This window comes from Vibrio sp. 10N (assembly GCF_036245475.1).
Lineage (GTDB): Bacteria > Pseudomonadota > Gammaproteobacteria > Enterobacterales > Vibrionaceae > Vibrio.
The window spans coordinates 787,424-807,961 of record NZ_BTPM01000002.1 but is presented as its reverse complement, the minus strand read 5'-3'; the positions used below and the strand labels follow the sequence as shown (position 1 = coordinate 807,961).

The 20,538-nt window shown below is 45.7% G+C and carries 19 protein-coding genes; 9 read left to right on the top strand and 10 right to left on the bottom strand.

The window, feature by feature from the left end:
- Positions 1-81: 81 nt before the first annotated feature.
- Together AAA946_RS19780 and AAA946_RS19775 are read right to left on the bottom strand one after the other, a co-directional pair.
- On the bottom strand, positions 82-1,830 hold the full coding sequence (locus AAA946_RS19780; RefSeq protein ID WP_338166477.1) for a formate--tetrahydrofolate ligase: 1,749 nt from the start codon (positions 1,828-1,830) through the stop codon (positions 82-84).
- A 165-nt stretch (positions 1,831-1,995) separates the two neighbouring features.
- Positions 1,996-3,303 (bottom strand): inosine/guanosine kinase, encoded by a 1,308-nt coding sequence (locus tag AAA946_RS19775; RefSeq protein WP_338166476.1) that lies wholly within the window; start codon positions 3,301-3,303, stop codon positions 1,996-1,998.
- Positions 3,304-3,511: 208 nt separating this feature from the next.
- Here AAA946_RS19775 and AAA946_RS19770 point away from each other — a divergent pair, with 208 nt between their 5' ends.
- A complete protein-coding gene (locus AAA946_RS19770; protein ID WP_338166475.1) occupies positions 3,512-4,459 on the top strand; it encodes a sensor domain-containing diguanylate cyclase in 948 nt (315 codons plus the stop codon).
- Between the two features lie 46 nt (positions 4,460-4,505).
- On the opposite strand, the gene AAA946_RS19765 is transcribed toward AAA946_RS19770, so the two are convergent.
- A complete protein-coding gene (locus tag AAA946_RS19765) occupies positions 4,506-4,982 on the bottom strand; it encodes a CreA family protein (RefSeq protein ID WP_338166474.1) in 477 nt (158 codons plus the stop codon).
- 72 nt (positions 4,983-5,054) lie between these two features.
- Here AAA946_RS19765 and AAA946_RS19760 point away from each other — a divergent pair, with 72 nt between their 5' ends.
- The gene (locus AAA946_RS19760) at positions 5,055-5,555 is read left to right on the top strand and encodes a hypothetical protein (RefSeq protein ID WP_338166473.1); all 501 of its coding nucleotides are present in this window, start codon (positions 5,055-5,057) and stop codon (positions 5,553-5,555) included.
- A gap of 125 nt (positions 5,556-5,680) precedes the next feature.
- Entirely contained in the window at positions 5,681-6,331 is a 651-nt protein-coding gene (locus AAA946_RS19755) for an HAD-IA family hydrolase (protein ID WP_338166472.1), read from the top strand.
- 445 nt (positions 6,332-6,776) lie between these two features.
- Here AAA946_RS19755 and AAA946_RS19750 read toward each other — a convergent pair whose 3' ends face one another.
- Complete coding sequence (locus AAA946_RS19750) at positions 6,777-8,213, bottom strand: methyl-accepting chemotaxis protein (RefSeq protein ID WP_338166471.1); 1,437 nt, start codon at positions 8,211-8,213, stop codon at positions 6,777-6,779.
- A gap of 145 nt (positions 8,214-8,358) precedes the next feature.
- Entirely contained in the window at positions 8,359-9,600 is a 1,242-nt protein-coding gene (locus AAA946_RS19745) for an aromatic amino acid transport family protein (protein WP_338166470.1), read from the bottom strand.
- 507 nt (positions 9,601-10,107) lie between these two features.
- Between AAA946_RS19745 and AAA946_RS19740 the strand changes: the two genes are divergently transcribed.
- A complete protein-coding gene (locus AAA946_RS19740; protein ID WP_338166469.1) occupies positions 10,108-11,046 on the top strand; it encodes an endonuclease/exonuclease/phosphatase family protein in 939 nt (312 codons plus the stop codon).
- 83 nt (positions 11,047-11,129) lie between these two features.
- On the opposite strand, the gene AAA946_RS19735 is transcribed toward AAA946_RS19740, so the two are convergent.
- From AAA946_RS19735 to AAA946_RS19720, 4 genes are all read right to left on the bottom strand, one after another.
- Positions 11,130-11,696 carry a PhnA domain-containing protein gene (locus AAA946_RS19735; RefSeq protein WP_338166468.1) on the bottom strand — a complete coding sequence of 189 codons (567 nt, stop codon included), beginning with the start codon at positions 11,694-11,696 and terminating at the stop codon, positions 11,130-11,132.
- A 179-nt stretch (positions 11,697-11,875) separates the two neighbouring features.
- The gene (locus AAA946_RS19730; protein WP_338166467.1) at positions 11,876-14,323 is read right to left on the bottom strand and encodes a VolA/Pla-1 family phospholipase; all 2,448 of its coding nucleotides are present in this window, start codon (positions 14,321-14,323) and stop codon (positions 11,876-11,878) included.
- A 22-nt stretch (positions 14,324-14,345) separates the two neighbouring features.
- Entirely contained in the window at positions 14,346-15,596 is a 1,251-nt protein-coding gene (locus AAA946_RS19725) for an outer membrane protein transport protein (RefSeq protein WP_338166466.1), read from the bottom strand.
- Positions 15,597-15,832: 236 nt separating this feature from the next.
- The gene (locus AAA946_RS19720; RefSeq protein WP_338166465.1) at positions 15,833-16,621 is read right to left on the bottom strand and encodes a M48 family metallopeptidase; all 789 of its coding nucleotides are present in this window, start codon (positions 16,619-16,621) and stop codon (positions 15,833-15,835) included.
- 96 nt (positions 16,622-16,717) lie between these two features.
- Here AAA946_RS19720 and AAA946_RS19715 point away from each other — a divergent pair, with 96 nt between their 5' ends.
- From AAA946_RS19715 to cutA, 5 genes are all read left to right on the top strand, one after another.
- A complete protein-coding gene (locus AAA946_RS19715; protein WP_338166464.1) occupies positions 16,718-17,149 on the top strand; it encodes a hotdog fold thioesterase in 432 nt (143 codons plus the stop codon).
- Complete coding sequence (locus AAA946_RS19710; RefSeq protein ID WP_338166463.1) at positions 17,149-17,382, top strand: DUF3389 family protein; 234 nt, start codon at positions 17,149-17,151, stop codon at positions 17,380-17,382. The genes AAA946_RS19715 and AAA946_RS19710 overlap by 1 nt, the downstream gene beginning before the upstream one ends.
- A gap of 63 nt (positions 17,383-17,445) precedes the next feature.
- Positions 17,446-19,182 carry an SgrR family transcriptional regulator gene (locus tag AAA946_RS19705; RefSeq protein WP_338166462.1) on the top strand — a complete coding sequence of 579 codons (1,737 nt, stop codon included), beginning with the start codon at positions 17,446-17,448 and terminating at the stop codon, positions 19,180-19,182.
- 2 nt (positions 19,183-19,184) lie between these two features.
- The gene (locus AAA946_RS19700) at positions 19,185-19,436 is read left to right on the top strand and encodes a hypothetical protein (RefSeq protein WP_338166461.1); all 252 of its coding nucleotides are present in this window, start codon (positions 19,185-19,187) and stop codon (positions 19,434-19,436) included.
- A gap of 11 nt (positions 19,437-19,447) precedes the next feature.
- Positions 19,448-19,768: a divalent-cation tolerance protein CutA gene (gene cutA, locus AAA946_RS19695; protein ID WP_338166460.1), complete on the top strand. Its 321-nt coding sequence runs from the start codon at positions 19,448-19,450 to the stop codon at positions 19,766-19,768.
- On the opposite strand, the gene AAA946_RS19690 is transcribed toward cutA, so the two are convergent.
- A complete protein-coding gene (locus AAA946_RS19690) occupies positions 19,758-20,366 on the bottom strand; it encodes a DUF2238 domain-containing protein (protein WP_338166459.1) in 609 nt (202 codons plus the stop codon). The genes cutA and AAA946_RS19690 overlap by 11 nt on opposite strands.
- Between the last annotated feature and the right edge of the window lie 172 nt (positions 20,367-20,538).

Here is a 20,538-nt window from a genome sequence, read left to right as displayed (position 1 = left end):
TTGAAAGCCAATAAAAAAGCGACGGGCTAACCGTCGCTTTATATTTTTCTCTGATTCTACACAACTCGGTAGGGGTGTAGACTAGCTCAAGCCAACAATATTCCCATCGTCATCCAGATCTAAGCTCATAAATGCTGGTTTGTCTGGCAAGCCAGGCATGGTCATCACATTGCCACACAATGCGTAGACAAAACCGGCACCTGCACATAAGCGAAGTTCGCGAATCACAACATCAAAGCCGGTTGGAGCACCTTTGATACAGCCGTCCGTCGTAATAGACAGTGGCGTTTTCGCTAGACACACGGCAAGATGATCAAACCCGTGTTTCTTATATATCTCAAGTTGCTGTTGAGCTTGGTAAGATAGCGTGACTCGAGCGGCGCCGTAACCCACTTCACAAACTGTCATCAGTTTTTCTTCAATAGATTGCTCGGCAGTATAAAGCGGTTTGAAACTAGCATCGGTTTGGCACGCTTCAATGACTTTCTCTGCCAGTGCGACAGTGCCTTCCCCGCCTTTAGCAAAGCCTTCACTGATGGCGACTTGGCATTGGCTATCTAACGCTTCTACCCATTGCTGCAACAATGCGAGCTCTTGCTCGCTGTCTTGCGGGAAGCGATTGATCGCGACGACAGCAGGTACACCGTATTTTGCCACGTTGTTGATATGCCATTTGAGGTTTTCAAATCCAGCTTTCAAAGCGGCGCTGTCTTCGCCGTAGATAGAGTCTGGAATAGGCGTGCCAGGTTTCAGGTCGTATAAACCAGAGTTGGCTTTCAGGCCGCGAAGTGTCGCCACAATGACTGCACAATCCGGCTTTTTGTCGGTAGCGGATGCTTTAATGTTACACGCTTTCTCAAACCCCATATCGGAGCCAAAACCGCCCTCTGTAACAGTAAAGTCACTAAGTTTTGTCGCTATGCTATCGGCAATGATAGACGAGTTACCATGAGCGATATTAGCAAATGGACCCGCATGAATAAGGGTAGGTACACCTTCAAGTGTTTGCATCAGTGTTGGTTCAATGGCCTCTTTCATGCTGACAGCCATTGCGCCCGCCACTTGCAGATCTTCGGTAGTTATCGGGGTACCGTCAATAGAATAGGCGACAACGATTTTTCCAATACGAGCTCGTAGGTCTTTTAAATCCTTAGACAGAGCTAAGATCGCCATCAGCTCAGAGGCGGCAGAGATGTCGAACCCGTCTTGACGCTCATAACCATTGATGGTTTTGTTCACTTCGTTTTGACCGACAGTGACCATACGCAGTGCGCGATCGTTATGGTCAACGACACGCTTCCATACAACGTTTTTGCTATCAATCTTAAGTGCTTTGAGACCAGTACGAGCCTCAAATGCTTCAAACCCTTGACGCTGTTCGTGGTAAATACGAGCATCGATCGCTGCTGCTGCAAGGTTATGCGCTGCAGTTACGGCGTGGATATCCCCAGTTAGGTGTAGGTTAAGCTCTTCCATTGGGGCAACTTGGGAGTAGCCGCCGCCTGCCGCACCGCCTTTCACACCAAAAATTGGTCCCATAGATGGCTGGCGGATACAAGCCATGACAGATTGGTTTAGCTTTTTGAGTCCTTGCGAAAGACCGATAGTTGTGACGGTTTTGCCTTCACCCAGCGGGGTTGGAGTAATAGCGGTGACAACGATGAGTTTACCGTCACGGTTATTTTTGAGGCGAGAAACTGCATCTAATGTGACTTTGGCTTTGTGATAACCTTGCGGATGATACTCATGCTCGAGCAAGCCTGCTTGCTTAGCAATGTCAGAAATAGCGGAGAGTGACGTCGTACGACAGATATCGATATCGGATAGCATTAACGGTCCTTAAAATCCACAAAATTGTTGAGGAAAACGTTTGCGTCAGGATAATACTGGTTAAAAATGCTTTGTAAAGCTAAATATTTGGTGTGTTGTACTAATATTGACCAGTACCTCAACAGTTGAATGATTTAGAAACAAAAAAAGGGCCGAAGCCCCTTTTTAACGATCCCAGTATGCTTCTTCTAGGCTGTCTTCCCTTTCTGGAAGGGCACGCGTCAGTCTAGGTGAGTGTTGTGTTAACACTTCATAGCTAACACGGTTTGCATATTTACAAATCTGAGAGAGCGACGAGTACGTCAAACATGGCGCCACATGCTTGTCGGAGTCAGGCACATTTTTGTTATGGAACGAGTTAGCCGTCATATCATGAAGTAACGCGGAAAGTGCGCCATCACCAGCTCCATTCGTGTTTTTGATCTCTAGCGGGCCACCTAGATAAGGGCCGATGTGCGAGTAGACTTTTTGTGGGTCAGTACAGTCTTGTTTGCGCATAGCACGGCTGAATTCGAACTGGTTGAATTCGGTAAAGTGTTCTGACGACAGTAAGTCATGGGTCGTTTCACGAAGGGTGACGTTGTCACAGTATCCAGCCATGTAAAGACCATCCGGACCTGCGGTGCACAGTACTAAATCAACCCAATCTAGTGCTTTGTCCGCCGCTTGTAATGGGTCGGCAAAGCCGGTGAGAGCCTGGCCTTCCTCTTCGTTCATCGCCAAAATGGTGACGTTCTCTTGGATGTAATCTTGCCAGAACTTTTCATTCCCTTCGATCACCCACTTGGTACCAAGAGTGAGAACCACAGGAACCGATTTTTGTTTTGCGATCTCAACTGCTCTAGCAACCGCTTGTGGCATTGGATCTTCTGGCTTACCGCGCATCAAATAAGAAGAAACCACGAGCGCAGACGCTTTATTAAATACGGATTCAGGAATACTTTCTGGACGCAGTTGGTTCATTTCACCTTCGTTGATGGCAAAAGTACGTTCGCCGTCATCAGTAATGAGGGTGTAACAACGTCCAATTGGGCCATCTACGGTTTGCAGGTGGTTAAGGTTCATTCTTGAAGATGTACGGCAAAGGTAACGATAGCCGTAAGAACCTACTTGGATGTTTTTCGACATGACGCCAAGTAACACAGATTTGCTGTCAGCAAGTACAGAGTAGTTGTGGAGCGTGTTGCCGATGGTATCACCAGGGAATTGGTGAGTGATCAGTTCTTTCTCAACCAGTTCAGCGTAAAGAGCGTCCGCTTTGCTCTCTTCTAATACTAGCGAGTGTCCTTTACTCAGTTCGTATTTAGCTAAGAAGTCATCATCGACACGAGCCTCGATATCAACGATGGTCTGACCGACACCAACGATCGTTGGGCGGTACAGTTTTGGCGCTGACTGCGCTTGACTGACCGAGAGGTCTTTCTTGCTGGTTGGGAAATAATGTTTTGACTTACGTTGTCCAGGAAATTTCATAATAAACGCTAGCGGATCAAAATTTGGCGGCATGATATCACAAGATGTTTACTTGTGTTTCATGAAATTGCATTGAATTTGTGAGTTGTTTCGGTTTTGGTTCGCTTTCTACCTAGGGCAGAGTTCACAAACTGAACCGATTGCCGTACGGAAAATGTGACAATATGCAATACTGTTCAATGTGAAGATACGGTAGGGGGCGCGAGTAATGGACATGAAAAATCTCAGTGTCGATGAAATTAGAGCGGTGTTAAGTCGTTTAGATTGCTACTTTTTTGTTAAAGATCAGCATGCTCGTTATACCTATGTCAATGAAGCCGTTTGTCGATTATTTGGTAAACCAGCAGAAGAGATTATTGGCGATGATGATACTCAGTTCTTTGATCTGCAACACAGCCATGACCTTATTCAACATGATCGAAAAGTGCTGGAAGGGGAGTCACTGTCTCAAGTCGAGAAAAGCATGGATATCCATGGTGAAGTTCATCACTATCAAACTCTAAAAACGCCTATCTATGATGATGAAGGCAATGTTTCTGGTATCTTCGGTTTGGCGATCGATATATCGGAGACGATTGCGAAGAGAGACGAGTATGAGTACCTAGCTATTCGAGATGTACTTACCGGCGTATACAATCGTCGCTTCTTAGAATTGCAGCTTAAAAGGGAAATCGCTTCCCACCTTAGACATAACAAACCATTGTCGTATGTCATGCTTGATATCGATAATTTCAAAAGCATCAATGATAACTACGGCCACAGTGTTGGCGACTACGTGTTAAGAAAAGTAGCAACGCTGATGGAGTCTTCTCTAAGAGAGGAAGATTATTGTTTTCGTTTTGGTGGTGATGAATTTGCCTTGCTGTTGCCCTTAACGCCGTTACTTGCTGCTTATCAAGTGGCAGAGCGTCTGCGAGCTGCCATTGCAGACTATCAATTTGTCTCTTCTGAAGGGCAGGCGTTTCCTATTAATATCAGTCTTGGCGTATCACAACTGACGGATGGTAACTCTGGCTTGCTCATTGCAAAAGCAGACGGTGCGTTGATGACGGTGAAACGTGAAAAGAAAGGCAAAAACATGACGTTGGTTTATTGTGATAAGCAATCGCACATTACCCACTGCGCTCAATGTGAGAGCAAACAGGCGTGCCGTTAGTGACATTAAGCCAGCCTTAATAAAGAGCTGGCTTAATGGAAAATGACTACTCGTCTACTGTTACAGGAGCGTCTTGGTAAGCCTTGGTTCCCCATAGGGGTACTGTCGATAGACTGTGTTTGAAGCTACCTGATGTTTCCTTTGTCGAGTAGGACAAATACATCAAGGTTTGGTTATCGGCATCGTAGATTCTACGTACTTTCATACTCTTGAAAAAAATACTTTTTGATTTCTTGAAGACAACTTCACCAGACTTGGATTTGTCTATTTGGGCGATCATATCTGAGGTGATTTCTCCCGTTTGGCGACACGAGATAGAACTGTCACTTGGGTCCGCGAGACTTAAATCTGCCTCAATGCTGGCAACATGGCAGGTGACACCAGTGACGATCGGATCATCAAGAGTGTTGAGTTTAATATCTTTTAATGTGAACATACCGAGCGACACGTCTCCCACCTCTTTGTCACCACAGCCAGATAAGGCCAACGTGACAAGCGGGACCAGCAAAAGCTTTTTAAGCATAAAGGATTCCTTTTTAAATTAGGCTTTTGTATACCATAACTAAGGTTACCCGAAAAATCGAATAGGATTGATATGAAAGACATAGCTACGCGCCTCCACAATCAAAAGAATCAGTGGCTGGCTAATCAAGTAGAAGGTGGGTACCCAACTAAAGAGAGCCTTAAAGGGCGAGATCTCTACCTAGCAGCAATTTCGAGCTGCTATCTTGAACCGTTTGACGTCCCAGTTGTTGTAGAGAGCCAGACAGAGTGGCACCTGGTCGATTTTCATCGCCTGACCATTATGTTCTCGTTACTGCATTCAAAGCGATGGGATAATGATGAGCATCAACAGCTTATCGTTGAGTTTCTCACTCAAATTATTGTGGAACCCAATCACGAACTTTATGTCGGTTTTCAAAACGGAGAGCCGGTTGCTGCTGCGATGCTAACTCGAGATCAGCAAGTCACGCTCGTTTCTGACGTCGCGATCGATGGGGTGTGCGATGATACAAAACTCACTGAGATAGTCGCTTCTTTAATACAAAGTGCCGAGATTGCAACTAATTCACAGGTTTGGTTGGAAAAACGGTGATCAATCACTGAGTTTCGAATTTTGCTGGCTTGAAACGTCTAAACTTTCGTTTCCATCGCCTTCTGAGACGCAGAAGTGTATTAATATTCAACGAAAATTAAGTGCAAAAGGTCGTTGAGTACATCATGTCTAGTATTAAATGTGTGTTGTTTGATTGTGATGGCACATTAGTGGATAGCGAGCGTTTGTGTTGCGTAGCAATAGTGGAAACTTTCGCTCAAGTCGGGGTGACACTCCGACTGGAAGCCGTATTGGATAATTTTTCAGGCGGGAAAATTGCGGACGTTTTGACGTCAGCTCAAGAACTGGCGGGCAGCCATGTTTCCCTCGACTTGCTAGAACCTATCTACAGAGAGCAAACGCAGCGCTTGTTTGAAGAACAGCTAAGACCCATGGAGGGGGCTGTTGAGTTGCTGGACTATCTTGAACAGTCGAATATTGAATACTGTGTTGTCACAAATAGTCCTACTGAAAAAGCAAAGAAAATGCTGGCGACGGTAGGTCTAGAACAGCGTTTTTGTAATCGTGTTATTTCGGCCTTTGATGCCAACAGTTGGAAGCCTGAACCGGATTTACTGCAATATGCCGTGACCATAATGGGATTTTTACCTGATGAGTGTTTGTATATCGACGATACTGCAAAAGGCGTCAAAATGGGCGTTGCTGCAGGCATTCAAACCATCCATTTTGCACTTTCATGTGACTATCAGCAAAATGCCAGTACCTGCCTGACCTCGATGAATGAGGTAATCAAATACATCGAGACGGCAGAGTAGTAGAGACAGCGAAACGTTAGTGCATCAGATGAACATGTTTGATGCGCGGGACATGATTCTGAAACTGTGTGCTTTGGTACACGATGAGACTATGTTGAGAAAATTGGCGAGTAAAATAGCCACAGTCTGCACATATAAATGTCTCAGCATCTTCAGATAGTAGTCCTTCATCAGAGCCACACACGGGACATAATCCCAGTGGCTGATGCGAAGGTTTAGATTTGCTCATAAAACCCCTCTTGTTTGAGGATTGGCTTGTTTTATTGATTGTAATACCGTTCAGTGTATCTCACTTGCATTACCCGTGAATTGAATGATGTAATGCGACTTATATCACTAATATTAGTGAATGACTCGAAATCATTGATGCTGTCAATGTGAGTGGATAAAAAAATAGACCAGCTGAACTGGTCTATTTTGGCTTTATGGCTAAACATTCTTTTTGTTAAGTGCGGTAGCGTGACAACACTTCACTCAGCACTCTTGTTGCCTTAGATAGGTTTGCTACACCAATTTCGCTGTTTTCAGCAACTTCACGGATCGTGGCAGATTGGGTACGAATATCACTAAGCTCAGTCGCAATTTCCGATGCGACACTGCTTTGCTCGGCGGCTGAAGTGGAGATCTGTGTGCTCATATCCATCACTGCGCGAGAAGAATCCGCAATTGAGTTCACGTCACTACCAATCTCACCAATTAAGCTACTACTGGATTGAGCTTGCTCAACGGTTTGCTGCGTGATTTCAGCGATGTTCTGACTTTCTGATTGCAACTTCTCAATCATGGCTTGAATTTCAACGGTAGCGGCTTGAGTACGACTAGCCAGTGTGCGAACTTCATCGGCAACAACGGCAAAACCACGACCTTGTTCACCAGCACGCGCTGCTTCGATAGCCGCATTAAGGGCCAGTAGGTTAGTCTGTTCAGAAATAGCGTTGATCGTGGTGATCACTTCGTTAATCTGCGTTGTGTTATCGGTAAGAGCCGCAACGGAGTGAGATGCCTCTTCGATATACGCTGAAAGCTGGTTGATGTCACCAATCGCTTGTTGAACACGTTGATAGCTTTGTTCAACTTGTTTGCTGTCTTCTTCTGCTTGCAGGTTGGACTGTGAAGAGATGTTAGACACTTCTTGTGCCGACGCCGTCATTTGCTCCATTGCCGTTGCAACAGAATCCAATGATGCATATTGGTTATTGATCTGGCTGTTACTGCGAGCCATCTCTTCATGGAATGAAGAGGCAGTCTCTTCCAAGCTGGTGGCAGACGTTTTTACGGTCGTGACAAGTTCGGTCAGCGTATCCATAGCTTGATCGAGCGCAACACCAATAGTGCCAAATTCATCACGGCCAGCAACAAAGTTAAGGCGAGAGGTTAAGTCACCATCGGCAATTTTATTGACTGTTGTGTAAAGCGTGAATAGGGCGCCGCCAAGGAAAGTCGCTAACCAATAGCTGAAAATACCAAATGGGATCACCCAAAGATAAGTCAGTGCCAGGCTAGTAAGCGCATCAGATTTTGCTTGTTCTAACTCGCTTTTCATTGGAATGCTTAACGAGTAATTTTTTCCGTCGCTTCCTCTTGCATTAGTAGACACGATGCCATTGTTTATACCAGCAGATTGAACATAACCCTCGGTTACACCAAGCTTTTTAAGTAGCGACATATCGCCGGCGGCGTTTGCTGTTTCTAAATACGCTGTAAGGCTCGACTCGACCTGACTGATAGCTTTGGATTCAGAATTTGAGATGGCATCTTGATAGCGGGAGACAGAGGAGAAGGAAAGTGCGGCAAAAAACAGTGCAAACACTATCCATACTTTGTCGTTGATCGACAGCTTAATAAAAAATGCGTCGATTTTTCTAAATTGTACTTCTCTCATGGGCGGCTCCGTGAGTGATATTGTTATTATTGAATTGAATAGACATGAAAAAGCCCCAGAGGGGCTTAATTAATGAGTATGATATCGACTTTTTATGAAATATCTTTAGTGCTATACATCATAGGTGTGATTTTGATCACTAAAACTAGCCGAGACTTGGGAGTACATGAAAGCTTACAAGTAATTGAGCCACAACGATAACCAGACCTACACTCATTGCGACGTACAGCGCAACTTGTCCACCACCAGTTTGATAGTGCGTTTCGGATTGAGTTTGAGCCAACTTGGCTTTGCGAGTCTTCGCTACCATGACAGTTGGCAAAAATATCGCCAGTATGGCTAGGGCAATTGCCGCGTATCCCAACGCCATAATAAAGCCTTGTGGGTAGAACAGAGCAAAACATAAAGGTGGCAAGAAGGTGATAAGTGCCGCCAGCGCACGATGAGTAAACGCGCTTTCTTTCTCTTTCTGTGTCTTTGCTGATGCTTTGCTTCCTAAATCTCGCAAGTATTCAAACAAGCCCAAACTCACACCTAAGAATGAGGTTACCAGCGCTAGGTCTGCGAAAACGCCAATAATGGTTGCCAATCGCTCGACATGAACTGTGCTTGAAAGTAGAGAAATCAAGTTAGACAAACCGCTGTTCTCTACCAGAGTTTGTTGCTGTACCACGCCTAGCGTCACTAGCTGCCAAAACACGTAAATGATCAACGGAAGGCTCGAACCGATAATGATGGCTTTACGCAGCGAAGCGGTATCGCCTTTTAGGTAGTTAACAATCGCTGGAATACTGCCGTGAAAACCAAATGAGGTGAAGACGACAGGGATCGCCGCGACGATCAAACCTTGTTGAAGCGGCAAGCTGGTTAGGTAGCCTTGTGTCACATTAGGTGCCAACAAAAAAAGCACACTACCCATGGCAACCAGTTTGATGGTGAACAACACTCGATTAAGTTTGTCCACCGCATGCGTACCGACGGTAACAGTTAATGCAACGATCAATGTAAACACAACAGTTGCCGTGGTCGATGACAACGATAGACCGAATACCATCTCTAAGCGCTCAGCAAATTGACCACCTCCACCTGCAATGTAAGCCGCGCACAATGCGTAAAACAAAAACAGCATAGCGAAGCTGGCGATGTACTTACCTTTCTTTCCAAGGATCTGTTTTGCAAGCGTATGTAATGTTGCCGAATGGTTAGCATATTGGTGTAACTCAACCATTAGCAGTGCGGTGTAGGCCATGAGTGCCCATAGACCAACCATTAATAACAGAGAGGTACCAAACCCGATGCCAGCAGAGGCGATAGGAAGGGCAAGCATACCCGCACCTATAGTGGTGCCGGCGATGATAAGAGTGCTTCCGAGAACTTTTGATTGCATTGTATATAATTCTTTACGCTTTGGTGGTGATTAGCGATATGTAAACTAAATTCGTCAAACTAATAGACGCTAATTCTAACTTTGGTGGGATTATGCAGTGCTAAAAGCTAACGATCAAGCACTTTGTACGATAATGTTTATACGTACGTAAAGTTAAGTTTACACCCAAGTGCTGAAGCACGAAGCAATCGTTTAACAATGACTTTGCTCAAGGAAATGGTATGAGTAAGTTGGGTTTCTTATTAATGTCATATAGCGTAACTACATTGTCGTTTAATGACATGATAAAGGAATACAAGCATGGAAAGAGATATCAACGAACATGAGCTTGAGTGGTTGGACGCAATTGAAATCGGTCTACTGCTCTCTGAATTTGAAACAACCGAGCAGAGTGAAGACCAATAGACTTTGCTCTATAAAAACTCGAAATAAAGGCGGTGCCCCCGCTAACTAGCGACTATTCTAATGTAACAGAAGGAGTGACAAGGGCAGTAAGGAGTCAATACGATGAGCGCGTTTATGTTGTTTGCGATCCTTATTCCGCTGCTATTTGCTTTCTATCTTAGGTACTTTGACCTGTCTTGGCAGCTAGAAAACCTTGCCGCATTTTTGCCTTTGTTTCCCATCTACTTCGCGCTTTTAGCGCTGATCTTCTTATTAATGCGCCGATGGTTAGTCTCCGCAGGCGTGTTCATTATGGCCATGGGGTCGTTACTCGGATTGAGTAGTAGCCCTGTGGTGACAATCGGCTCTTGCAGTCACCAACGATTGTCGGTGTTGCAATACAATGTTTATTTTGACAACCCTTCACTTAACTCTCTTATCGCTTATGCAAAAGGGCAACAGCCTAGTCTTATTGTTTTGCAAGAAGTCTCTCCCAGCCACGGTGAGGCCCTAACAACGCTGTTCAGTTTATATCCTTATTACTATGGTGGGCAAAGTCGAGTTGGTTTTCCTAGTGGGCAAATGGTGTTAAGTAAGACCCCTTTGTATGGGATGAGAACTTACCGCACGAAAGCGGGTCATGCTTATATTAGCCTTGTATGGCAAACCCCGTTTAAGCGAGATGTCATGGTGATCGCCGCGCATCCTCCATCCCCCAGAAACGAAAAACATTGGAACGAGAGAAACCAACTGCTGGTAGAAATAGAGTCTTTAGCGCTACGCTCGCCTCTAATGTTCAATATGGTGGTAGGGGACTTTAATCTTTCGAGCAGTACCCAACGTTTTGATAGGCTTCTCACATCGTTTCATACAGCCCCCGTTCATAGTTGGCCAGTGTTTATCAAACGTTGGCAATTGCCAAGTCACCCGGTGGTGGCTATTGATCACCTTTGGGTTCGAAATGAAAACAGCAACCAATCCCCGATATGCCAAAGAGACCGAGTAGTGGAGATCACAGGTTCCGATCATGCCGCAGTGCTGACGGTGTTGAATGTGGAATGAAGGATTGGAATGGCAGATATAAAAAAAGCGACCTTGTTGGTCGCTCTCTTATCTAGATGCCTTTGAGCACCCAAACTGTTCGATTACTTTTTACGGCAATACTCAGCAATCACATACATTGCTTGACCATTTGCACGGCCTTGAACGTGTTTTGGATCGTCAAGATTAACGCTGATACCGCGAATCACAGTACCTTGTTTGATTACTTGAGAAGAACCTTTGATTGGTAGATCTTTGATCACCGTTACGTCGTCACCTTTCTTAAGTTCAACGCCGTTCACGTCACGTGGTTTCTCTTGGTTTTCATCAAGACCAAGCTCAGCCCATTTTGCCACTTCTTCGTCCATGTACATCATGTCGACAAGATCTTGAGCCCAACCTTCAGCAGAAAGGCGCTTAAGTTGACGCCATGCCATTACTTGAACCGGAGCAACTTGGCTCCACATGCTGTCGTTCAGGCAACGCCAGTGATTAACGTCCATCGTTTCTGGGTTTTCAATCTGGCTTTGACATGTGTCGCAAAGCATAATCGCGTGATCAACCGTGATGTGTGTATGAGGGGCAACAGCGAATGGCGTGAGAGCGGTTTCGGCAGCACAAAGTTCACATTTGTTTTCACAGCGTTCAAGCATGGTTGCTTCAGTAGACATACATATACCTTATTTTGATATGACCAGCAGCATAGAGGCTGATGGTTAAGATGATGTGGTACTTAATTTTAGTATCACTGGTTTGATAGCCGCGCATTATACATGGTTTTACGGGAAAGTGTGATCTTGGGCATAAAAAAAAGCACGGTCGAAACCGTGCTTTTACTTGGAAAATGCCTTTATTCGAGCACGCTTGTGTCTTGCACTGTAGCCTTATCAATCTGTATGAAGCTAGCAACTTGCGCTTGCATCTCCGAGTGATGAGCGATGTCGCTACTGCCTTGTGGAATAACAAACGTTGAATGTTGTCCACTGTTATCAAACTTAACAAACGGTGAAGTCTTTTCACCAACGCCGCTACTAGCCACCACAGGCGTTAAAGCAAGCGCTGTTGCCAGCGGCTCGGTTCCAGCCAGTGGTGAACTTAAGGCGTATTTGGTTGCTGGAGTACCACTAGGACCGTTTACATTATTGGGCACTGTATCATCACCCAGTACTTGTGCCATGTAAGCGCTAGTCGCTGTCGTGTTGAGCGTGGCCGCATGGTTGATTGGGTCCGCTGTATCAAGCACGGTTTGCGCCGCGAAACTAAATTGTGACGTTGCCGAGATTAGTTCAGCGTAGTTCACTGCAGGGTCGAGACTCTCAAAGCCATTTAGACAATTTATCTCATAGTTTTCGGTACCCGGTGTGCCACAGTTCTCTGCTTCGTATGTAGCATATTTAGTGATACCACCTAGCGCGACGTTGTGAGTAACAACGGGACCAAATGCTTGTGAACCAAGCAAGAGATTTGCAATTTGCCCGCCAGCGTTCACAAACGAAGCATTTTTGAATGAGAACAATACATCGACTGATGGGTCGAGCGCAGCGCTTGATTGAGCGACCGCTGGAACACCTAAGATTCCGCCAAGTGAGTGACCGATAAAGCTTGGTGCGTTGGTCGCTAACGGTGGAAGTGCCGCGAGCGAAGTGCCGGCAAATTGCTGTGCTATCTGATTAGTACCAAGTGCTAAGCGTAAAGTAATCAGGTCTAGCATAGATTGGCGGATATTATCGCGAGCGACTGGAAGCACGGACAAGTTCATGTAAGCCAGAACATTCGCATTAGCCGAGCGTTGTTCGTCTAGACTTCTATCCCCATGGATGGGCGCATCAATGGCGATAACGGCATAACCTTGCAATGCGAGATTATTGGCAAAAAAGTAGCTGTTTTCTTTTGCCGATGTAATGCCGTGCTGATAGATGACCAGCCCTTTCAGCGGTATACCTGTGTCTGGGTCTTGGTTAGTAGGGGTGAACAACAGATAGTTGACCGCTTCGACTGACTTGATCACCGGTACCGGTGAGTATTGAGTCACGATACGCTCCACGTCGTAGCGAGAGCCATCAAGCTTAGTAAAACTGTCGCCGATGATGTCTTGAAGCTTTGACGCCGGGTCATTGAAGAAATCGGTAGGATCGAGTCCTTTATCTTCAAGTTGCTGTGAAAAATGTGCCTTTTCTGCGTCACTTTCTTTTGTCACAGAGGTGATGATCGCTAAACTGTCTGAGCCAGACTCAAAAGGTTGGGTATCCCAATTTGCCCCTTTCTCTAAGTAATACGGAAGGTTAACGGTTCCTCGACTTACTGTGACCATATTTGGCGTATTTAAGTTATAGAGGCCAATAACGTTGTCACGTTGTTCTGCTGTCGCAATGTACTTGGTAAAATTGGCATCATTTGCCAGCACTGTCGCATAATCTTCTCCTGTGCCAAAAGTCATTTGACCTATAGTTGCCACAGCTGCGTTATTGGGATTTGCACTGTCTTTCCATATTGTTGCGTAGCTGTAATCAGTTCCCTGTGCTAACGCCAACATGCCTTTTGTCGCCGCAAGCGTTGCTCCTACAGACTGGGTGCTAAACCATGCGGAATATACAATGCTTTCTGCGCTGACTGGGTTAGGACTTAGTGCAGTGGTAGCGCCTTCAACCAACGCCTCAACGCCATAGACAAGCTGCTGGGCAGCCACTAAATCACCCGATTGGTAAGGGCGTGACTTGGATTTCAATGAGGCGTAGCTCTGAGACATACCCACTTTTTCGCCGTCGCTATCTTGGAGCGAATCATTAACCGCGACCAGATATTCAGAAGCCGGATCCAATGGTTTGGTTGGCGTAATGACAAGGTTACCACCAGATACACTCACAAAATAATCGGTAGGGAATACCAAAACTTTCTCCGGTGCTGGATTACCGGTCATTTTATCTGAGATCTTAACAAGACTTACCGATGCGGCTGCAGTCGCGGCATCCAATTGTCCAGAAAAAGGAATAAGAAAGCTGGCAGTTGTCGACCAACCATCCATTTGTCCCATCGCAGCAATGGGGTTTGATAACGCACTATCATCGGTTGGAATTTCGATCGTCCCATCAACTGAGTTAAACAGTAGGTTGTTGGGTACAGGTACGGTGGCGTTACTGCCACTCAAAATAAACTCAAGCTGGGTTGGCTGTGCCAGCGATGCGGTGATAAATGATTCGTAGGTCGGCAGCGTCGCTTCACCACTTTGTGTGGCTTCACTACCACAACCGGAAAGCAAAAGAGCGCCAGACAGTGCGGTCGCAAGAATTGTTTTTTTCATTGTTGAATCCTTTCTCTGGCCATTAATTGAAGACATAGTTAACTTGAAGCGCACCAATGGCGGCAGACGATGAGGCATCGAAGGTTAATATTTCACCTGAGGCATTTTCTTCAGTAAAGGAGCCCGGCTTGCCATGGATGTAGGTGATGCCAGCATCAAAGGATAGGTTTGGATTCCATTGATAGGTTAAACCGGCAGAGTACCAATAGCGGTCAGTATCTGGGATGCTCAATGTGGTTTTGCCTGCTTGTTGGTCAAGAGCGAAACCGGCGCGAAGCGTCCAGTCTTGATTTAGGTAATGAGTAAAGCCCAAGGAGTAACGGTTATTATCTTCGTAATCTTCTTTCTTATAAAAACACTGGCCGGGTGTCCCATCATTACAATCGGGAGACGTGGCTTTCAGCTCCGTGAAGCTACTCCATTCTGTTCTAAACCAGCTGTAATGCAGTGCCCACTTGTCAGCGAACTTGTGATAACCAGAAAGCTCCCAAATTGCAGGAAGAGTGACATCCAAGCGGCCATCTACCGTTGGTTGAGTTGCAATACCTGAGTCATAGCTGGAAAACTCACCGTCTTTAAACTCGAGATCAACGGCTGAGCGGTAGGTGAGTGCTATGCGATTGTTGTTATTAATTTCGTAAAGCGCACCAAGATTCCAACCATAACCAAACGTATCGCCTTTAAGGCCGATAAGATTATCACTTGGGTTAGTACCTCCAAACCCTGGGGCTAAACCGCCTTTATGGCGAGTGAGCTCAGCTTCAGCATGAGTCAGATTAACGCCAGTACCAACGGAAAAAGACTCGTTAATGCGGTAAGCGATATTTGGGTTCAGGCTGACGGTAATGAGCGAGGTATCACCCGCTAGGTCCCCGGCATAAATACCGTCGGGATAGTCTGTTGCAACGCCATAGTTAGTAAATAGGCCAATGCCCCATGCCCATTGTTCGTTAATAGGGCTAATGTAATAGGCTCCGGGAACCAGCTGAGTTGGCGCAACATCTTTAGACGTTTGATTGATAGGGGAAGTTTGAGTCACGTCAACTTGTGGATCAACCACTGAAATAGCACCGGAGAACTGAGCTGTGTCAAATAAGGTCATCGCTGCAGGGTTGCGAGCGAGCACACTCGCATTATCGGCCACGGCACCTTCACCAGAAAAGGCGCGCCCTAAGCCGGAAGCGGAGTGTTCATTTGCCTGGAATCCAGCGGCAAACACTGAGGGTGCAGCAACAGCGATTGCTATTGGTGTCAGCAGCATTCTTCTTTTCATTTAGTCATCCTTTCGTAAATGTAGGGGATCTGCTCTGCCGCATCTTTGATTAGGTAGTCAGTGCGACTTGTCAGACCTGTTGTTAAATATATGTAAAGGATAGGTAAAATCAAAGAGCTTTTGCTCAAAAATGCTACAGCGGCACGTTATGATTTTGGTTGCATTTTGCAAGTGGAAGGAAATTGGAGAGGGAGAAGAGTCTGAAGCCGGAGAATTTTCTCCGGCAAAACCAGCCACTATGCTTTTTTGCAAGTCGGATGTGAGGTGTCGTAGTCAGGCAGTTGGTTAGCCTTAGCTTTCAAATCAGAAATACGAGTGTCGTGAGAGGGATGGGTTGAAAGTAGTTCCGGAGGTTGATTTCCACCGGAAGCCTTAGCCATGTTTTTCCAAAGTTCGACACTTTGAAATGGGTCAAAGCCGCTTTTGGCCATTAGCTCTAAACCAACAATATCGGCTTCTGACTCTTGCGTTCGCCCATAAGGGAGAATCACGCCGTATTGTACGCCCACACCCAGTGCTGCCATAGTGACATCTTTATGTTGAGAGCCTCCCAACGCGACGCTAGTGACTTGTAACCCGGCATTGGCTAGTTGAGATTGTGACAGACGCTCGTTGCTGTGATCGGCGAGCACATGTGCAACTTCATGACCAATAACGGTTGCCAGTTGATCCTGATTCACTGCGACATCCAATAGACCGGTATAAACGCCAATTTTTCCGCCGGGTAGAGCAAATGCATTCACTTGTTCAGAATCGAAAACGACAACTTCCCACTCGGCAAATTCAGGCTGAGGGGGCACGTGGTCAGTAATGGCTTTTGCAACGCACTGAACGTATTCATTAATGCGTTGGTTATTGCTGATTTTTAGTTGCTGTTTCATCTGCTCAAATGATTGAGAGCCGAGATCACTCATTTGGGCATCTGAGAACAGTATGATTTGATTACGTCCAGTTGGAGACGACGAACAAGCTGCGATGGCTGCAGTTATCGCAGCAGTGCAGCACACCTTTGTCCAACGTTTCATGATAATGACTCCCTTGTCCTTTGTGAGATGTTTGCCTTTCTGGATAACTGAAGGCATCATTCTTATCATTCAATCAGCTAAGTATAGGATTTATCGATGAGTATTTGGAAGAAGAATATATCTTTGGAGGCGCTTAATCGCACATCTAAGAATACGCTTATAGAGCATCTTCAAATCGAATACACCGACTTTAGCGACAATACCTTGTCAGCAACCATGCCGGTATGCAGTTTTACTCACCAGCCTTTGGGGATGCTTCATGGCGGTGCCTCGGTCGTATTGGCAGAAACATTGGGATCGCTAGCGGCTAATTTTTGTGTTGATGACAATCATTATTGTGTCGGCTTAGACATCAACGCTAATCACATTAGAGCCATGCGATCGGGTTATGTTGTTGGTACGGCCAAACCTATGCATTTGGGGGTATCCACACAAGTGTGGCAAATCGATATTACTGACGATAAACAACGTCTTGTTTGCACCAGCCGTTTAACGATTGCCGTTAAAAAGCACAAAAAGGGCAAATAATGGTTATTAATTTTTCCAGCGGTAAAGTCATCGCAACCCCCCACGAAGTGGTGGTTCGCTACTCAGTTGGACAGATCACATTACAGTCTCAAGTGGATGCATTACAGCTTATTTTACCTGCCTGCATACTGTCTGCTAATGGTGCGGAATGTAAATGGTCAGTGAAACTTGATGATGAAACCCAAGTTAACGCCATTTCTGAGGCATGCGGCATCGAGATCTTGCGCATGTAACTTGCTAATTACCCTTATAAAGAGGAAACTTAAAGGCAATAGCATTTATGGAATTTCCTCTTTATGAGTAGCCCTCGCCTTCGTAAGCAATTCGAAATCTTATTTGAGCACTTCTCTGGTCAAAATGCCGAGACCCAACTTGAGGACGTGACCGGCATTTTGTTTTGTACGCGCCGTAATGCTCGAATTGTATTGAACAAATTGGAAGAAGAGGGATGGATTGAGTGGCACCCGGCAGCGGGACGCGGCAAGTTATCTAAACTGATTTTTAAACAGAACCGAAATGACGTTAGTGAAACATTAGCGCGACGCTATTTAGAAGAAGGGCGTATTGGTCACGCGCTCAATGTCCTTGATAAAGACGCCAACCGCCTAACGAGTGTGATTCAAAGCTATTTAGGTGTTTCTCAGGCTGATGGTAAGCAAGTGATTCGCTTGCCATATTATCGCCCATTATCGATGCTAAACCCTAAAAAGCCGATGCGTCGTTCAGAAATTCATATCGCTCGTCAGGTCTTTAGCGGTCTGACCAAATTTGATGAAAATGATGAACTGCAACCCGATCTTGCCCACCATTGGCAACAAGTAAGTGAAACACAATGGCGATTCTATATTCGTCCTGGTGTACGTTTCCACAATGGCGAACTGCTTAAGATTGAACATATTATTAGCAGTATCGAATCGCTAAAATCCAATAATTTATTCCAACACTTAAGTCAGGTATTAACCCCTTCACCTTGGGTGATTGATATCTCTTTCACACAACCCGATCATCGTGTCCCACAATTGTTTGCCGAGAATATGGCGAAAATTTTGCCACCGGAAACTATGCGTGGGGACGATTTTGATCGCTACCCAATTGGCACTGGCCCTTATTCGGTGACGACCAATAATGACAAAAGGCTTATTTTATCTGCCTTTGACGGTTACTTTGGTTACCGACCTTTACTGGATACGGTTGAGGTATGGGTTATCGATGAAGTGCATTCCACTATGGTGTTTCCGAGCCTTGCCGATCCTATTGCTGGTGCTCGCTCCGACATTCATGATGGTATTGATCTCGATCCAGGCTGTACGTATCTATTGCTTAACCGAACGTCTGGTATTGCAAAACAAGATAGTTGGGCGCGCTACTTAACCAAAAGACTCAATTCATTGGCCATTTTCAGAATGTTGCCTGAAGAGACCATAAAAGAACTGGGTATGATTCCCGCACATGGCATTAAGCCTGGCTGGTACCATCAACCGATTAAGGGGCACGCTCAGGACAGCACAATTGGGTCAGAAGGTAGTGAGTCTGACCATGAACTAATGGGCGAAATTCGCATCGCCTATTACGCCGAGCATCCAACGTTCCCTGAGATTTCAGTCGCTATTGAAGCGCTGTTAAAGCAGGATGGAATACGTGCCAAATTTATTCGTTATGGTGTGGATGCGCCAAGCTTTGAAGATGTTGACATTTGGATCCGCCCTATGGGCATTGCCAGCAATCGAGAAGATGCCTTAGCAGGCTGGCTACTGGACTACAGTGACATTGAGAACATGGCTAAACCAGAGGAATTCGCTCGTTGGCGTGATCTCGTCACAGGCTGGCGTAGCCAAGTGAACACTAAGTTTCCAGCCCAGGAGATCGGCAAGCAATTGGTGCAGCATTATCAACTGATACCTTTGTTCCATTGCTGGCTTGGGATCAGCAAAGATCATTGTGGTAGCTTACAGAACGCGAAATGTAACGCGCTTGGCTGGTTTGATTTTAGTAAGGTGTGGGTAAAGCCTGACAATCTTGAGGTATCTGAGTAGCCATGGCAAAACCAAACAAAAAAGCGCCGGCTAAAGCAGTGAATATCTTTTGCGCAAAATGTGGCTGTAAGTTGTACCGTTATCGCAAGGGCGGTAAGGGGGCACTAGTGAAATGTTTTAAAGAACGCATCACCGAAGATTACACGACAACCATTGGCGTTTGTCCTGAATGCGAGAGTGTGTTTGGTAGAGAAACGCTGATAAGAGGCGCGCCATCGATTAAAATGATTGGCGGCAAAGTACGGATGAAATAGGGAAGGACTTGATGAAATCGAATGCAATCACGGTGCTCACGACTGTCGGCTCCAAACAGCAAGCAGATGGCTTGATTAAAGTGTTATTAGAATCGCGCCTTGCGGCTTGTATTCAAACGCAGCAGATAGAAAGCCACTATGTTTGGGATGGAGAGTTGTGCCAAGATGATGAGGTTTTAATGATCATCAAATCCACCAATGAGGCCTATTCTAAGTTAGAAAGAGCCATCATTGCTAACCATGATTACGAAGTACCACAAATTGTCGCGTTACCCATTGAGGCAGGTTATCGCCCATACCTCAATTGGTTAAAGCAACACGTTAATCCCTAGCAGACGACGTTAGCCAAAATAGCGTCAATGATGTTAAGGCTCCGAGCGTGTCACAAAGCATGTCCTTTTGGGCATCCCAGATATCTCCTTGGGAGCCTAGAAACGCGATCCCTTCATCGCCGCCCGCCAGTGCGGCGTACCACCATTCAATGATCTCATACGCGGCAGCCAAGCTCATAATGGCAAACAGGGCAAACATCGTTGCTGGCAGCTTACTCATAACACGTGTGCGGTAGACATACTCTGCGATGGGGAATGCATAAAGCCCTATAGAGAAATGAGCCACACGGTCAAAATTGTTGCGTTCCGATCCAATCAATTGATTAAACCAGTCGAACGGGACTTCTGCGAAGGTGTATTTAGCGCCGATCGTGTGCAAAGCCAACCATATGAACATCAATAGGTAAGCCAGTTTAGAGAATTGGAACCGTTTAGAGACAAGCCAGATACAGGCAAGAATACCAACGGCAGGAATGATTTCGGCAACCCATACGGCTCTCGAGCTGGGGGCGATAGCGGAAAATAGAAATACCAGACAGTAAAGCGCTGTCAGCAAGATCAGGGTCGGACAAAAACGGGTGGAAGTTGGATAATTCATGCGTTCAACTTATCGATACAGTATGGAGTAAGCTTAGTATAAGTATAATAAAACACTGTTCAATTACTGTTTGTGTTTATTTGGCGATCAAGCGCACAAAAGAGTGAATCCATGACAAACTCTGACATGAGAATCTTTGTAAAAGCGCGCACTTTTTTTTAACATCTGCGTC

Excerpts from the sequence above, each read along its gene's own strand:
- AAA946_RS19710 (WP_338166463.1), top strand. The coding sequence starts at position 17,149 with ATGGTTATTAATTTTTCCAGCGGTAAAGTCATCGCAACCCCCCACGAA.
- AAA946_RS19760 (WP_338166473.1), top strand. The coding sequence starts at position 5,055 with ATGAAAGACATAGCTACGCGCCTCCACAATCAAAAGAATCAGTGGCTG.
- AAA946_RS19705 (WP_338166462.1), top strand. The coding sequence starts at position 17,446 with ATGAGTAGCCCTCGCCTTCGTAAGCAATTCGAAATCTTATTTGAGCAC.
- AAA946_RS19735 (WP_338166468.1), bottom strand. The coding sequence starts at position 11,696 with ATGTCTACTGAAGCAACCATGCTTGAACGCTGTGAAAACAAATGTGAA.
- AAA946_RS19740 (WP_338166469.1), top strand. The coding sequence starts at position 10,108 with ATGAGCGCGTTTATGTTGTTTGCGATCCTTATTCCGCTGCTATTTGCT.
- AAA946_RS19730 (WP_338166467.1), bottom strand. The coding sequence starts at position 14,323 with ATGAAAAAAACAATTCTTGCGACCGCACTGTCTGGCGCTCTTTTGCTT.
- AAA946_RS19780 (WP_338166477.1), bottom strand. The coding sequence starts at position 1,830 with ATGCTATCCGATATCGATATCTGTCGTACGACGTCACTCTCCGCTATT.
- AAA946_RS19720 (WP_338166465.1), bottom strand. The coding sequence starts at position 16,621 with ATGAAACGTTGGACAAAGGTGTGCTGCACTGCTGCGATAACTGCAGCC.
- AAA946_RS19745 (WP_338166470.1), bottom strand. The coding sequence starts at position 9,600 with ATGCAATCAAAAGTTCTCGGAAGCACTCTTATCATCGCCGGCACCACT.
- AAA946_RS19750 (WP_338166471.1), bottom strand. The coding sequence starts at position 8,213 with ATGAGAGAAGTACAATTTAGAAAAATCGACGCATTTTTTATTAAGCTG.
- AAA946_RS19725 (WP_338166466.1), bottom strand. The coding sequence starts at position 15,596 with ATGAAAAGAAGAATGCTGCTGACACCAATAGCAATCGCTGTTGCTGCA.
- AAA946_RS19690 (WP_338166459.1), bottom strand. The coding sequence starts at position 20,366 with ATGAATTATCCAACTTCCACCCGTTTTTGTCCGACCCTGATCTTGCTG.
- AAA946_RS19765 (WP_338166474.1), bottom strand. The coding sequence starts at position 4,982 with ATGCTTAAAAAGCTTTTGCTGGTCCCGCTTGTCACGTTGGCCTTATCT.
- AAA946_RS19770 (WP_338166475.1), top strand. The coding sequence starts at position 3,512 with ATGGACATGAAAAATCTCAGTGTCGATGAAATTAGAGCGGTGTTAAGT.
- AAA946_RS19755 (WP_338166472.1), top strand. The coding sequence starts at position 5,681 with ATGTCTAGTATTAAATGTGTGTTGTTTGATTGTGATGGCACATTAGTG.
- AAA946_RS19715 (WP_338166464.1), top strand. The coding sequence starts at position 16,718 with ATGAGTATTTGGAAGAAGAATATATCTTTGGAGGCGCTTAATCGCACA.
- AAA946_RS19700 (WP_338166461.1), top strand. The coding sequence starts at position 19,185 with ATGGCAAAACCAAACAAAAAAGCGCCGGCTAAAGCAGTGAATATCTTT.
- AAA946_RS19775 (WP_338166476.1), bottom strand. The coding sequence starts at position 3,303 with ATGAAATTTCCTGGACAACGTAAGTCAAAACATTATTTCCCAACCAGC.
- cutA (WP_338166460.1), top strand. The coding sequence starts at position 19,448 with ATGAAATCGAATGCAATCACGGTGCTCACGACTGTCGGCTCCAAACAG.